The sequence below is a fragment of the Martinezella sp. CNPSo 3959 genome, from assembly GCF_057784355.1.
In genome coordinates, this window is sequence record NZ_JBXSOV010000017.1 from 16,433 (window position 1) to 29,609 (window position 13,177).

The following is a 13,177-nucleotide window of genomic DNA, read 5'->3' on the forward strand; positions in this document are numbered from 1 at the left end:
AGCCTATTCCGCGACGACGTAGGTATAGAGCCGGATTTTGCCGGCTGCATCGATCTCGCGATAGAGGCCTTGAATCTCCACCTCGAAACCGGGGAAGGTGTTGAAGCAGGTTTCAAACATCTTGAGATAGTCGATCATGGGTTTTGCCTGCTCCGTCAGGCGCTCGCCCGGCACGATCGTCGCGATACCCGGAGGATAGACGACGAAGGGTGTCGTTGCGATGCGGCCGGCGATAGCGTCGATCGGCAGATAGTCGACATCGTTGCGAACGAGGCAGCGCGCAGCATCATGCGGCGACATGGCGATCGGCGGCAGGTGTTCGGCGGAAAACTGTTTTGTCTGCAGGGCGCTCACATCGGCCTGGCGGAAGAAATTGTGCATTTCAGCGCAAAGATCGCGCAGGCGCACGCCTGCATAGCGGCCTGGACGGCGGCGATAGAATTCCGGGATTGCTTCTTCCAGCAGCGCATTGTCGTCATGAAGCTTCTTGAAGGCGACAAGGCCGCTGATCAACGTGCCGGCCTTGCTGGCTTCGACACCGGGGGTAAGGAGGAAGAGCAGCGAATTGAGATCGTTCTTTTCCGCGACGATACGGTTTTCGCGCAGATATTGCGCGACCACGGGTGCCGGTATGCCGTGTTCCGTGTATTTCCCCGTTCGGCGATCAAAGCCCGGTGTCAGCAGGGTAAGCTTGTTCGGGTCTGTCATGGCAAAGCCCGGTTCCATACCGGAAAAGCCGTGCCATGCCGCATCGGGCGTCAGGTGCCAGAAGGCGGGATTGGTGGCGAGTTGGTCGGTCGCGACGCTTTCCCACGACACGTCATGCACGGCGCCTGGGCTCGACACATCCGGGATCGCGACCCGATCCGGCACGAAAGGCTCGAAGAACCAGCGACGTTCCTGACGATGCTCCTTCTCCTCGAATTCGCGGCGCACGGCACGGATTTTCTTGCGCAGTTCGATGCCGAGACGGATCGTGTCGTCCCAGAGCACTTCGCCCGAGCGGCCCTTCATCATCTGCGCGCCGACGTCGAGCGAGGCAAACAGCGGATAGAAGGGCGAGGTCGAAGCGTGCTGCATGAAGCTTTCGTTGAAGCGCCGGTGCTCTACGCGGCGCTTCTGGCCGGTGATGTGCCTATCCTTCATGTGGATCTGCGAGGCCTGCGAGAAGCTTGCCAGCTGCTTATGGGTGGATTGGGTGGCGATGATACCAGGCGCATCCGGGCCGAGGTCGGAAAGACCCATGGCAAAGCGCCCGGCATAAAGCGGATGAAACTTCATGAAGCCGGCCCAGGCCTCGTCGAAAAGAATGTAATCGCAGAGATGGCCGATGCGCTTGAGGATCATCTCAGCATTGTGGATGGTGCCGTCATAGGTGCACTGTTCCACGACCGCGACGCGGAACGGCCGAGGCTTCTTGTAGGCCTCCGGATCTTTCACCAGCGGATGGGTGCGGATACGCTCGCGCAGCGCGTCCTCGTCCATTTCAGCGAAATCCATCGGACCGATGAGGCCATAGAGATTGCGTCTGGTCGGCAGATAGACCGGAATACCGCCCGAGATCATCAGGGCGCCGTGATGGGCGGCCTTGTGGTTGTTGCGGTCGAACAGCACGAGATCGCCGTCGGTCACGAGCGCCGAGAGCGCGACCTTGTTTGACGTGGAGGTGCCGTTCAGCACGAAATAGGTCTTCTCGGCGCCGAAGATCTTGGCTGCTTCCTTTTGCGCGGCAAGCGCAGGTCCCTCATGGGTCAGGAGGTCGCCGAGATCGAGCACGGAATTGTCGAGATCGTCGCGGAAGACCGCTTCACCCAAATGTTCCATAAAGACCCGACCGATGGGGCTGCGGCTATAGAAGATGCCGCCATTGTGCCCGGGGCAGGTCCAGAGGTGATTACCCTCCTCGGCATAATCGACGAGAGCGCCGAAGAACGGCGTCTTCAGCGTTTCGGCATATTGCTTGAGGCGGCTGATGAGGCTCTTAGCGATGAAAGCGGGCGTTTCTTCTGACAGGAAGACGTAGCCGTCGATAAAATCGAGGACTTCGACCGGCACATCCTCGAAGCGCTTGCGACGGATCAGCAGGATGATGGGGAATTCGAGGCCGCGCCGGCGCATGAGGTTGATGAGAGAGGCTGTCTTGCCTTCCAGGCCCTTCTTGCCCCAGTCGACCAGCATGCAGCCGATAGCGGCATCCGTCTGTACGGCGATCTCGGCATCTTCGAGATTGCGCGCGCGCACCACCTCGAAACCGGAGCGTTCGATCTCCTCGACGATCTGATTGTAGCGGGCACCCTCCAGATCCTCATTGTCAAAGGTTGGCGTCGCGAACAGAAAGTTGAAACGTCTGAAATAATCCATCTGAGTACCCGCTCCTGATTTGGCATGAGGTGTCGGCGTATTTCATGACATGGATGTGACAGAATAGAGGACGTCCACTGCGGTTCGGATGTTCTTCTAAATCGGCAGTATTACCGTTTGGCCGGTGACTTCAGTTTCGGCTTGCAGCCAGAAGCGGTCTGATGTCCCGGGTAGTTCCGTCGGTCAGTCCGAGATCGGTCACATGCGGGCCGGGATTGCAGGCGAGGCTTGCTCCGACGACTGCCTTGAAAGTGCGAATGGGCGGCATCCAGTCAGCGATGGCATCGGCCGCCGCGCGCAGCCTGGCGAAGTCATCGGCCACGTCCTTTGCGGGCGCATCCGACAGCAAGCCGCAGACGGGCAGGGGAAGCACTGCCGTCACCTCGCCATCGGCCGCCGTCGCCATGCCGCCGCCGGCCTCGATGACGGCATTGGCCGCCGCAGCCATATCCGCCGGATCGCGGCCGAAGATCGTGAGGTTATGGCTGTCATGCGATATCGTCGTTGCCAGAGCACCGCGCCAATAGCCCCAGTCCTCCAGGATGCCGATGACCGGCGTCGGCTCTTTTCTGCCATGGCGGTGGATGACGGCCATCAGGAGCATGTGATCAGGCAGAACGAGCTTGCCGTCTTCGACTTTGACGGCCGCCTCTCCCCATTTTGTAAACCGCGGACTGACGACGGTGTTCACCCTTGCCTCAGTCATACCTGGCAGAGTGATGGTGAAATCGGTGGCGGAAAGTTTCTCAAGCTTTACGGTGTCGCGATAGGCATCCGAGGACACGCTCGTGCCTCTTCCAATAAGATTGCCGCCGCTGGCAACTTCACGCCCCGATGCATAGACGCGGTCGACCACGATCCTTTCCAGATCGGAGAGGATGACGATGTCGGCGCGGCGGCCGGGCGCGACCAACCCCAGATCATAACGGTTCAACCACATAGCGGCGTTGAGCGTGGCGGCGCGGATGGCATCGACCGGCTTCATGCCATAGCCTATGAGGCGCCGCAGGACTGATGACATCGCGCCGTCATTCACGAGGTCGTCGGGGAAGACGTCATCGGTGCAGATCGTCAGTGTTTGCGGCAGATGAGGCAGCTTTTTCAGGGCCTCGACAATGCCGGGCAGGACATAGTCATGAGAACCGCGCAACTCGATGGTCAGGCCCGCCCGTAATTTCGCCAGCAAGTCCTCGCCTGAGGTGAGTTCGTGATCGGATTGGATGCCTGCGGCGACAAAGGCTTGCAATTCCGCGCCTTCGAGGCCGCGAGCATGACCGCAAACGCGCTTGCCGCTCGCAAGTCCGGCCTTGAGGACGCTGCGCATCGGCTCGCTTCGCTCAAGGACCCCTCGCATGTTCATTACTTCGGCGACGCCGGAAATCTCCGGCCAACTGAGCATGATCGCCATTTCGCCTGACCGGAATTCCGCGCCGGCAAGTTCCAGGCCGGGCGCCGAAGGGACGCAGGATGGTGCCAGGGTCAGGAAGCGCAGCGGCAATTGCTGTGTCTCCTCAAGCGCCCATCGAATGCCATCGAGGCCAGTGACGTTGCCGATTTCATGCGGGTCCCAGCAGACCGTCGTCGTGCCCTGGGGAACGACCGTTTCGGCATATCGCCTCGGCGTCACCATCGAGCTTTCGACGTGCATATGCGTGTCGATAAATCCGGGCGTGATGAAATGTCCCGAAGCATCGACAATCTGGCTTGCGTCCTTCCGTGTCCCCCACGGATGAACGCTTGCGATCAAGGGGCCGACAAGGCCGATATCCGCCGGCCTCATTTCCGAAGTCGCGACATCGACGAGCGTTCCGCCGATGATGAGTATATCGAACGGCTCAAGCCCCAACGCCGCCCGCACGGCACGGTCGCGCAGCTCGGACGAATGGAGGTCGTGAGGTTCATTCGGCATGTCTGCCTCCCTTGGCAAAGGCGGATGGGCGCGCGGTGGATTGCCGCACGACGAGTTCCGTCGGGAATATCCCGCTGGTGTCGGTTTCTCCGGCAACGAAGGCGAGCGCGTGGTTCGCCACCGCTTCCAGATCCTGCCGGACGGTCGTAAGCGGCGGGGAGACGATTTGAGCCCACATCAGATCATCAAAGCCGGTGAGCGACATGTCTTTCGGAATGCTGCAGCCTCTGTCTTTGACGGCAATGGCAAAGCCGACGGCGAGGGCGTCATAGGCGGCGGCGCAGGCTGTAAAGTGCTGTAGATCAAGCTCGCGGCCGAGGGCGCTGCCGGCTTCGAACGTTGCATCGCTGTGTCGCAAAGTCGGTTCGATCCCTGCCTGGCGGAAGATTTCGCACATTCCGTCGACGCGCTCGCGTGCCACCAGCGAATTTTCCGGGCCGGCAAGGATCAGAAGCCGGTCATGACCGAGTTCGAGCAGATGGCGGGCGATGAGACGTCCACCCTCGCGATGATCGCTGGCGGCGACATTGCCTGTTGTGGCGGCGCTGTCGATGACAGCGACCGGCACAGCGACGTCCGTGGGCGCAATGGTCGTGCCGCGCGTCGGTATCACGATCAGCGCATCGACGCCGCGGGTGATCATGGTCTTGATTTCGAATTCCTGCTGCTGCGGATCGCCCTGACTATCACCGATCAGAACGGCAAGACCGCGCCGCTTAGCAGCTCGTTCGATGGCCTGGGCAAAAGCGGGAAACAAGGGTTGGCCGATATTCGGAACCAGCAGGCCGACCGTATTGCTCTTGCCTGTGCGCAGAGCGCGGGCCGTATGGTCAGGCACATAGCCGAGCCTGTCCGCTTCGAGGCGAATCTGCTCTGCCAGTGCTGATGACACCCGTCCCGTGCCACGCAGGGCATTCGAGACCGTAGCCGTGGAGACACCCAGCTTGGTTGCGATTTCCCGAATTGAAGAAGGGCGTGTCTGACTCATCCAAGAGCGCGCTCCGGTTTCTTTGATTAAACGATTAATCAAAGCGGTGTGCGTTTGCAAGAGCGTCTTTAACTGCGCAAGGAGGAAGCGCGGTTTCGCCGGTACTGGCGTTTGCTCAGGTTGCGGATGATGAAGGACCTTCCGGTCGATCGGATTGAAGTGTCAGACGGCAACCAGATGGCTGGAAGAGACTGCTCGATACTCGCGTGGCTTGACCAGATAATCGACGGGCCGGATCGGGCTCTTCAATTCGTCGCTCGTCGGCATGCGCTTCTCACGTCGGCGATCGGGGTCCGGTACCGGAACGGCCGCCATCAGCTTCTTCGTGTAGTCGTGCTGAGGATTGCCGAAGACGGCGGCGCGGGGACCGATCTCGACGATCTCGCCGAGATACATGACGGCGACGCGGTGGCTGACACGTTCCACCACGGCCATATCGTGGGAGATGAACAGGAAGGAAAGGTTGAGGCTCTGCTGCAGGTCGAGCATCAGGTTGATGACCTGTGCCTTGATCGACACGTCGAGCGCCGACACGCTTTCGTCGGCGACGATCACCTTCGGCTGCAGTGCCAGCGCGCGGGCGATGCAGATGCGTTGGCGCTGGCCGCCGGAGAATTCGTGCGGATAGCGGCCGGCCATGTCAGGCGTCAGGCCCACCTTGCGCAGCATATCGGCGACGATCTCTTTCGCCTCCCTTGCCGTTCCCATCCTGTGTTCGAGATAGGGTTCGGCGATCGCCTGACCGACCGTCATGCGCGGGTTGAGCGAGGCGAAGGGATCCTGGAAGATCATCTGCACGGATTTGCGCATCTCGCGCATATCCCGCTTGCCAAGCGAGAGCACGTCGCGGCCATCGACGATGACGGAGCCGGATTGCGGCTCGATCAGCCGCATGATCGCGCGTCCGGTGGTCGACTTGCCGCAGCCGGATTCGCCGACAAGCGACAATGTTTCGCCGGCAAAGAGATCGAACGAGACGTCTTCGACCGCGTGCACGCGGCCTTTGAGCTTTCCGAAGAGGCCCGAATGGATGTCGAAGCGCTTGGTGAGGTTCTTCACCTGCAGAACCGGCTTTTCCTTCGCGACCGTATCCGGCACCTCGGCAGGCGTGTCGGATTCTCCCGTTGCCGTATTGACGACGGGGAAGCGCAACGGCTGTTCGTAGGATTGCATCGAACCGAGCACCGGCACAGCTGACAAAAGTGCGCGGGTATAGGGATGCTGGCCGCGATGGAAGATGTCGGCCGTCGCACCTGTCTCCACCTGCTCGCCGCGATACATGACGACCGTGCGATCGGCGATTTCCGCCACCACGCCCATGTCATGCGTGATGAACAGGACGGAGGTTCCTTCCTCGTCCTGCAGCATCTTGATGAGATCGAGGATCTGACCCTGGATCGTGACGTCGAGGGCGGTCGTCGGCTCGTCGGCGATCAGCAGTTTCGGTTTCGAGGCAAGCGCCATGGCGATCATGACGCGCTGGCGCATGCCACCGGAAAAGCGGTGCGGATATTCGTCGAAGCGCGATGCGGCCGAGGGAATGCGGACCTTTTCGAGCAGCCGTATCGTCTCGGCCCTGGCATCCCTGGCCGACATATTCTTGTGGCAGAGCAAGGCCTCGGAAATCTGGTCGCCGATAGTGAAGAGCGGATTGAGAGAAGTCATCGGCTCCTGGAAGATCATCGACACGTCGTTGCCGCGCACCTTGCGCATCTCATGCTCGGGAAGAGACAGCAGGTTGCGGCCGCCGAGTATGATCCTCCCCTCAATGCGGCTCGAATCGCTCTGCAGCAACCGCATGATCGAGAGCGAGGTGACGCTCTTGCCCGAGCCGCTCTCGCCGACGATCGCCACCGTCTCGCCCGGTGCGACCGAGAAGGATACATTGCGCACGACGGGTCTCCATGCGCCATCCACGAGGAACGAGGTGGTGAGGTTCTCGACCGAGAGGATGGGTTCGGCGGCCCCTGCTGCCTTTGCCTGCGATGTACTCATGCTTGCTCCCTTCTTGCGATCCCTGTCACCACTCAGTCCGGCCAATTCAGCACGCTGTCGAAGCGATGCCGGCTGCGGTTTTCGATCGGCGTCGCGATGATCTCGTTGGAGGCGCGTGCCTTGTCGAGTTCCTCGGCAAGCCGGGTCGCCACGATCGTCTCCTGGCCGGGATGCAGATTGCATGGGTCGAGATAGAAATAGTGATGCTCCACCTCGTGGTCCCGCACGATGACCGGTGGATTGCCGCGGGCAAGCGCCGCCGCAAGATCCCAGGCAGTGATATGCGCCTCGTGCGCCGAGATGATGACACGCATGCGATCGAGCGGATTGTTGGTGGGATCCGGCTCGATCAGGGCGGTGACACCGGGGCGGCCGTCGAGAGTTCGTTTCCATAGGTTCAGATAGCCGGTCTCGCGTTCGCGGATGCCGGCATGGTCACGCTTTTCCCAAGCCTCCAACGCCGCCATCGTGCCATAGATGCTTTCCTTGCCGACCTTCATGCCGCGGCCGATGCCCATGTTCTGCAGGAAGGCGTTGCGCACCAGCTCTTTCCTGCCGGCAACGATGCCGGAGGTCGGGCCGCCGAGGAACTTATGGCCGGAATAGAGCACGACATCGGCGCCGTGCGCCAGGAAGAGCTTCAAGTCATATTCCGACGCGGCATCGACGATGACGGGCACGCCCTTGGCATTGGCAATCTCGACGAATTCGGTCAGATGCAGCAGGCCGTAATCGACCACATGATGCGATACGACGTAAACGGCTGCCGCCGTCTTCTCGGTTATGGCGTTTTCCATATGGAAGCGATGCGTCGACGTTGCCTGACCGATCAGGACGACCTTGCCGCCGGCAAGGCGGATCGCCTGATCCACTGGAGCGCCGTAGCTCACCACATGGCCCATCTGCACGATGACTTCGTTCTTGTCCGGTGCGGCATCAGGCAGCCTCTCTATGGAGAGCAGGTTGTTGCCGGTGATGGCGCCGGCGACAGCGAGGCTGATCCCGGAGGAGCAGGATGCCGTCACGAAGCCTGCCTCGCCGCCCGTGAGCCGCGCGATGACGGCGCTGGCCTTGCGCTGAAGGTCGTTGATCTCGACGAATTGCGGCAGGATCGCCGCCATCGCCGCAATGGCTTCGGGCACGACGATCGATGCGCCGAGGCTCGTCATGGTGCCGGACACGTTGATGACGGGCCTCAGGCCGATCTTGCTACGGATATCATCGGACATTCTATCTCTCCAAAGTGACGACTGCCGATTGTCATCGACAGCTATACCATAGTAATGTAATAGCTTCTCGAAATCTCACGAGGAGCGTTGATTTGGACGCCAAGAGCCTACCGGCCGTACTCCCTGAAGACGTTGATTCCCCGGCGGAAGCCAAAGGCGCGCGCCGTTCGCGCGTGAGCGGCATCGATCGCGCGCTGCAGGTGATCGACTATCTCTATGAAACCGGCGCGCCGGCTGGAGCCTATGCGATTGCCAAGGCGATCAAGGCGCCTCTTTCGACCGTCTATGTGATCATCGACGATCTGGTCGAAAAGAACATGCTCGGCCGCAATGCCGACGGTTCCGTCTGGCTCGGCGCGCGCCTTTACCACTACGGCCTCGCCTACGCCCGGTCGCTGGATTTCATGAGCGTCGCCACGCGCGAAATGCACGATCTTTGCCGGCAGGCGAGCGAGACGGTGCAGGTCTGCGGCCGTGACGGCGACAACATGCTGGTACTGGCGATGGCGGATGGGCCAAGCCATTTCCAGGTCGCTTCCCGTGTCGGAACCCGCGTGCCCCTCAACTGGACTGCCTCGGGCCGATTGTTGGTCGGCCACTTGCCCGAAGAGGAAAGGATCGAGCTTTTCAAGCGCTGTGCCCGCACCTCGCCGACCGGTCGGGCCGAGGTCGATGCCGGCGTGCTTTCCGATGCCGCGAGCAAAGCATTTGAGGAGCGCTTGTCGATCCAGGTGGCGGAGTCCGATTATGCGGTTGCCTGTATCGCCTCGCCGGTCATTGACCGGGATGGTCAATGTGTCGCGACCATTTCGATCGTGCTTCCCGAGCAGAAAGCCGTTTCCGACGGCAACCATTATGGCGCGCAGGTGCGCGCGGCTGCCGAGCGGATCGAAAAGCTGATGGGCTGGCGCAACCACTGAATTCGTCCTCCGTGGAGCAATTCCAGCAAAAGTGCGACGCGGTTTTGCGTCCGGAATTGCGCAAAGACTAATCATTGAGCGATACGATCGCTTCGATTTCGACCGTGATATTGCCGGGAAGCGAACCGAAGCCGACAGCCGAACGGGCATGCTGGCCCGCCTCGCCGAAGACTTCGACGAAGAGGTCCGAGCAGCCGTTGATGACGCTTGGATGATCCTCGAAATGCGGCACGGCATTGACCATGCCGAGCAATTTTACCACCCGCTTCACCCTGGAGAGATCGCCGAGTGCATCGTGCATGACCGCAAGAAGATTGATGCCCGTCAGCCGCGCATGCTGATAGGCCCGGTCGACGCCGACATCACCGCCGACCTTGCCAGAATGGAGGTGGCCATCCAGTTCCCGCGGCCCTTGACCCGATAGATAGAGCACGTTGCCTTCGCGGACATGGGTGACGAAATTGGCGATCGGCGGCGGCGGCGGCGGCAGCTCGATGCCGAGCGCCGCCAGTCGCTGGTAAGGTGTTTGCGCTGCTGAAGCGGCCTGTGTTGGGGACGTGTTCACGTATGCTCCTGCTATGCGATCTTAGTGTTTTGACTAGCGCCACGAATAGCCGTGGCTGTGGCGAACGAGCTTGCGCGCGCGCGGTATATAGCGGCTGGCGGTGATCGCCTCCGCGCCGATCACCGCGTAGCGCGGCTCGAACAGCTTCTTGAGGCGCGAGACGTCGCCATTGGAATCGGTCGCTTCGAGATCCTCATCCACGAGATCGAAGATGGTGAAATCGGCTCGTTCGCCGACTGACAGCCGGCTGTCCATCGAAAGCTTGATGACCGAAGCCGGTGCATGGGTGACGGCGTCCACGACCTTGTCGAACGGCATGCCGACCGCGAGCAGCTTGGACATGGTGGTCGCGAGATCCCAGACCGGGAAGTTCATCGAATGCCCATGCAGGTCGGTCGAGATCGAGTAGGGCAGCAGGCCGCGTTTGATCGCCGCTTCCGCGACCTTGAAGGAGAAGGACGCTCCGCCATGGCCGATATCGAGGCGGATGCCTTCACCGGCGCAGCGCTCGGCGAGATTGTAGAGGTCCTCATCCTCCATGATGCTCGAGCCGGCCTTGCCATTGAAGCAGTGCGTGACGACATCGCCCGGGCCGAGGATTTCTAGCACTTCGTCGTAGAGTGCCGGCGGCTCGCCGACATGCACCATCATCGGCACCTTCAGGATCTTGGCGATCTTCTTGCCGAGCTTAACGGGTGTGACACCCCAGGAGCCGGTGATGACGTGACTGGCACGCACCTTGATGCCGACGATATGCTCGCTGTTCTCGGCATAGCATTCGAGGATGCGGTCGAGATTGATATCCTTGATATCGCGCAATTCGGGGACGCGATTGCAGGCAACGAGGCCGATCGAGCCGAGATTGAGGAAGGCCTTGATGCGTTCCCTGGAGGGCTCGATGATATATTCGCGGAAGCCATGAAAATTGGCTTCGCCGGCCGAACCCGCATCGACGAGCGTCGTGACGCCGCGCTCGGCGCCGCATTCGGAGGGGCGGATCGAGATATCAGTGCCGCCATGCCAGATATGGACATGCAGGTCGATCCAGCCGGGAGAGATCCAGGCGCCCTTGCCGTCAACGCGCTCGACATCACCGGGAGCGGCAAGCTGCGGGCCGACGGCGGTGATCCTGCCGTCAGCGCCGACGAGAATGTCGATGAGGCCGGCAGCCGTGATGTCGCCGAATGCCATGGGCTTTACATTGGTGAGGAGGAGCGGCTTGCCCGCTTTTTCACCGGTCATTTACAGGTCCTTTCGAAGTCTTGGATCGAGCATGTCTCGCAGGCCGTCGCCGACCATTTGCAGCGAAAGCACGGAGAGAATGATGGCAAAGCCGGGGAAATAGGTCATCCAGTCGGCCTGGCCGATATATTGGCGGCCGGCCGCGATCATGGTTCCCCAAGTCGGGATTTCGGGGCTGACACCGAGGCCGAGAAACGAGAGCCCGGCTTCGGCGAGCATGGCGCTGGCGAAGAGAAACGAGCCCTGCACCAGGATCGGCGACAGGAGGTTTCGAAGGACATGCCGCGTCATGATGTGGAACGTCGAGATGCCGAGAGCCTTGGCGGCCTCCACGTAAGGGAGTTCGCGGATGACAAGCGTCGAGGCGCGGACGATGCGGGCCAGTCGCGGGGCGTACACGATCGATAGCGCGACGATAACAGTCATCAGCGACGGGCCGAGGGCTGCGACCAGCGCAATGGCGAGCAAAATGTCGGGAAACGCCATCATCGCATCGATCAGGCGGGCGATCGGCGTGTCGAGCCTTTGGAAGAAGCCGGCGAGCAGGCCCAGCGTGACGCCGATCACAGCCGACAGAGCCACGACGGCGGCTCCGACGAGCAGCGACAATCGTCCTGCATAGATGGTGCGGGAGAAGATATCGCGGCCGAACTCGTCGGTGCCGAACCAGTAAACCCCGCTTGGGGGCTTCAGTCGATTGACGATCGAGAGCTTCGAGGGCGAATAGGGCGCGATCCAGGGGGCGAGGATGGCAAGCAGCACGAAGATCGTCAGCACAATGAGGCCGGCGGCGACGGTCTTGCGCTTCAGAAGCCGGCGAAGGAACTTGCTTCGCTCGCTCTGTGCCTGCTTTGGTGTATCGGTTGCGATATCGGCCATCAGTAGCGTACCCTCGGATCAACCAGCAGGTAGAGCATGTCGATCGCAAAATTGATCAGGACGTAGAGGCCGGCGATGACGAGCAGGGCCCCCTGGATCACCGGATAGTCGCGGCGCAGCACCGCCGAGACGACGAGGCTGCCGACACCCGGCAGGCCGAAGACGGTCTCTGTGACGACGGCGCCGGAAATCAGCACGGCCGCTGTCAGCCCAAGGACGGTGAGAATGGGAATCAACGCGTTCTTCAGCGCATGTTTGAGGACCACGCGGCGTTCGATGAGCCCTTTGGCGCGGGCGGTGCGGATATAGTCGTCCCCGAGCACGTCGAGCATCGATGCGCGCGTGAAACGCAGGATCAGCGCCGAGGACACGAGACCGAGCGCGACGGCCGGCAGCGTCAGATGATACATGCGATCCAGGAAGCTTGCACCCGGTCCGCCATAGCCGGACACCGGAAACATCCCCAGGCGAACCGCGAAGATCTGCATCAGGATAAGGCCAAGCCAGAAGCTCGGTATGCTCGCCGCCAGCATGCCGATCGCCATCGAAGCCTGGTCGACGAGCGATCCGCGCCGATAGGCGGCATAGATGCCGATCGGCAGCGCGATGACGCCAGCGATGAGGAGGGAGAACAGCGTCAGGAAAAAGGTCGGCTCGGCGCGTTCAAGAAGCGCGGAGGAGACCGGAATATTGAGGAAGATCGACTGGCCGAGATCGCCCTTCAGCAACTGCCCGACATAGAACAGGTATTGGACGACGATGGACTGGTCGAGGCCAAGCCGGGTTCGCAGTTCGGCAATATCCTGCGCGGTCGCATCGGGGCCGAGCATGACGGCGGCTGGATCGCCGGGGGTCACGCGCACGATCACGAAAACGATCGTGACGACGAGAAACATCACGACGATCATGCCCGCAAGACGTTGAAGGATGTAACGTATCATTGCGTCGGTTCCCAGAGTAGTTCCGGTTCTCTTCGACCGGCGGAACCACCCTATTTCTTTGTTCTCTCGCAATCCCGAACGGAAAACCGCAGTGCGTTTTTCCTGGGATTGCTCTAGATCCGCAAGCGGACGGGATTCGGAACGGGCG

At 61.2% G+C, this 13,177-nt stretch carries 10 protein-coding genes; 1 reads left to right on the plus strand and 9 read right to left on the minus strand.

The annotated features are described in order from the left end of the window. Positions 1-3 precede the first annotated feature (3 nt). The 5 genes from AC13RE_RS25475 to AC13RE_RS25495 form a co-directional block, all read right to left on the minus strand. Entirely contained in the window at positions 4-2,361 is a 2,358-nt protein-coding gene (locus tag AC13RE_RS25475; protein ID WP_488564997.1) for an Orn/Lys/Arg family decarboxylase, read from the minus strand. 130 nt (positions 2,362-2,491) lie between these two features. Further along, positions 2,492-4,270: an adenine deaminase gene (locus AC13RE_RS25480; RefSeq protein ID WP_488564998.1), complete on the minus strand. Its 1,779-nt coding sequence runs from the start codon at positions 4,268-4,270 to the stop codon at positions 2,492-2,494. Further along, positions 4,260-5,258, minus strand: a complete 999-nt coding sequence (locus AC13RE_RS25485) for a LacI family DNA-binding transcriptional regulator (protein WP_488564999.1) — start codon at positions 5,256-5,258, stop codon at positions 4,260-4,262. Before AC13RE_RS25485 ends, AC13RE_RS25480 begins: the two co-directional genes overlap by 11 nt. Positions 5,259-5,420: 162 nt before the next feature. Next, positions 5,421-7,253, minus strand: coding sequence for an ABC transporter ATP-binding protein (locus tag AC13RE_RS25490; protein WP_488565000.1), 1,833 nt, complete (start codon positions 7,251-7,253; stop codon positions 5,421-5,423). Between the two features lie 32 nt (positions 7,254-7,285). Further along, a complete protein-coding gene (locus tag AC13RE_RS25495; protein WP_488565001.1) occupies positions 7,286-8,482 on the minus strand; it encodes an aminotransferase class V-fold PLP-dependent enzyme in 1,197 nt (398 codons plus the stop codon). Positions 8,483-8,574: 92 nt separating this feature from the next. Here AC13RE_RS25495 and AC13RE_RS25500 point away from each other — a divergent pair, with 92 nt between their 5' ends. Then, positions 8,575-9,402, plus strand: coding sequence for an IclR family transcriptional regulator (locus AC13RE_RS25500; RefSeq protein ID WP_488565002.1), 828 nt, complete (start codon positions 8,575-8,577; stop codon positions 9,400-9,402). Between the two features lie 67 nt (positions 9,403-9,469). Here the strand turns inward: AC13RE_RS25500 and AC13RE_RS25505 are convergent, their stop codons facing one another. The 4 genes from AC13RE_RS25505 to AC13RE_RS25520 are packed head-to-tail and all read right to left on the minus strand — an operon-like array spanning position 9,470 to position 13,029. Further along, a complete protein-coding gene (locus tag AC13RE_RS25505) occupies positions 9,470-9,982 on the minus strand; it encodes a RidA family protein (RefSeq protein WP_488482847.1) in 513 nt (170 codons plus the stop codon). An 18-nt stretch (positions 9,983-10,000) separates the two neighbouring features. Further along, positions 10,001-11,209 (minus strand): amidohydrolase/deacetylase family metallohydrolase, encoded by a 1,209-nt coding sequence (locus tag AC13RE_RS25510; RefSeq protein WP_488565003.1) that lies wholly within the window; start codon positions 11,207-11,209, stop codon positions 10,001-10,003. Beyond that, complete coding sequence (locus AC13RE_RS25515; RefSeq protein WP_488565004.1) at positions 11,210-12,088, minus strand: ABC transporter permease; 879 nt, start codon at positions 12,086-12,088, stop codon at positions 11,210-11,212. After that, positions 12,088-13,029: an ABC transporter permease gene (locus tag AC13RE_RS25520; RefSeq protein ID WP_488565005.1), complete on the minus strand. Its 942-nt coding sequence runs from the start codon at positions 13,027-13,029 to the stop codon at positions 12,088-12,090. Before AC13RE_RS25520 ends, AC13RE_RS25515 begins: the two co-directional genes overlap by 1 nt. Between the last annotated feature and the right edge of the window lie 148 nt (positions 13,030-13,177).

Bases quoted from the DNA above. Each gene is read 5' to 3' on its own strand.
- AC13RE_RS25510 (WP_488565003.1), bottom strand. From the start codon at position 11,209: ATGACCGGTGAAAAAGCGGGCAAGCCGCTCCTCCTCACCAATGTAAAG.
- AC13RE_RS25495 (WP_488565001.1), bottom strand. From the start codon at position 8,482: ATGTCCGATGATATCCGTAGCAAGATCGGCCTGAGGCCCGTCATCAAC.
- AC13RE_RS25490 (WP_488565000.1), bottom strand. From the start codon at position 7,253: ATGAGTACATCGCAGGCAAAGGCAGCAGGGGCCGCCGAACCCATCCTC.
- AC13RE_RS25475 (WP_488564997.1), bottom strand. From the start codon at position 2,361: ATGGATTATTTCAGACGTTTCAACTTTCTGTTCGCGACGCCAACCTTT.
- AC13RE_RS25520 (WP_488565005.1), bottom strand. From the start codon at position 13,029: ATGATACGTTACATCCTTCAACGTCTTGCGGGCATGATCGTCGTGATG.
- AC13RE_RS25515 (WP_488565004.1), bottom strand. From the start codon at position 12,088: ATGGCCGATATCGCAACCGATACACCAAAGCAGGCACAGAGCGAGCGA.
- AC13RE_RS25485 (WP_488564999.1), bottom strand. From the start codon at position 5,258: ATGAGTCAGACACGCCCTTCTTCAATTCGGGAAATCGCAACCAAGCTG.
- AC13RE_RS25480 (WP_488564998.1), bottom strand. From the start codon at position 4,270: ATGCCGAATGAACCTCACGACCTCCATTCGTCCGAGCTGCGCGACCGT.